Origin of the sequence: Corallococcus praedator (assembly GCF_003612125.1) — a bacterium.
Lineage (GTDB): Bacteria > Myxococcota > Myxococcia > Myxococcales > Myxococcaceae > Corallococcus > Corallococcus praedator.
Window position 1 is genome coordinate 1 of the sequence record NZ_RAWI01001054.1, and the last position, 441, is coordinate 441.

Annotated in this window: 1 protein-coding gene; it reads left to right on the forward strand. The window is 72.1% G+C overall.

Annotated features, from left to right (window positions below):
• Positions 1–148: 148 nt before the first annotated feature.
• Positions 149–441, forward strand: a 293-nt coding sequence (locus tag D7Y13_RS43005) for a helix-turn-helix domain-containing protein (RefSeq protein WP_147452719.1), incomplete at its 3' end; no start/stop codon positions are given.

Consider the following 441-nt stretch of genomic DNA (forward strand, 5'->3'; position numbering starts at 1 on the left):
GGTGGTCACGTCGGCCTCCTCTCGGGATGCCAGCGCCCGGGTACCGGTTCGACGGCCCGAGCGCTGGGGTCTAGATTGCCGCACGACAGTGCCTCATGCAATTGCATTCCGGTCCCGTTCACCCCGCTGCCGCAGTCGGACGGAGGAGATGACCACCCCGCAGAGCCCCATCGGGTCCCGCCGCCGCCTCGGCGCCGAGCTGCGGCGGCTGCGCAACCGGTCCGGGATGACGCTCGACGAGGTCGCCGACCTGATGACGTGCTCCACGTCGAAGATCTCGCGGCTGGAGACGGGCAAGGGCGTGCCGAAGGTCCCCGACGTCGGCGAGCTCATGCGGATCTACGGCGTCCCGGCGGGCGCCGAGCGCGACATGCTGCTGCGGCTCGTGCGCGACGGGCGCCAGCACGGGTGGTGGGAGCGGCTGACCGACGGGGTGCACCC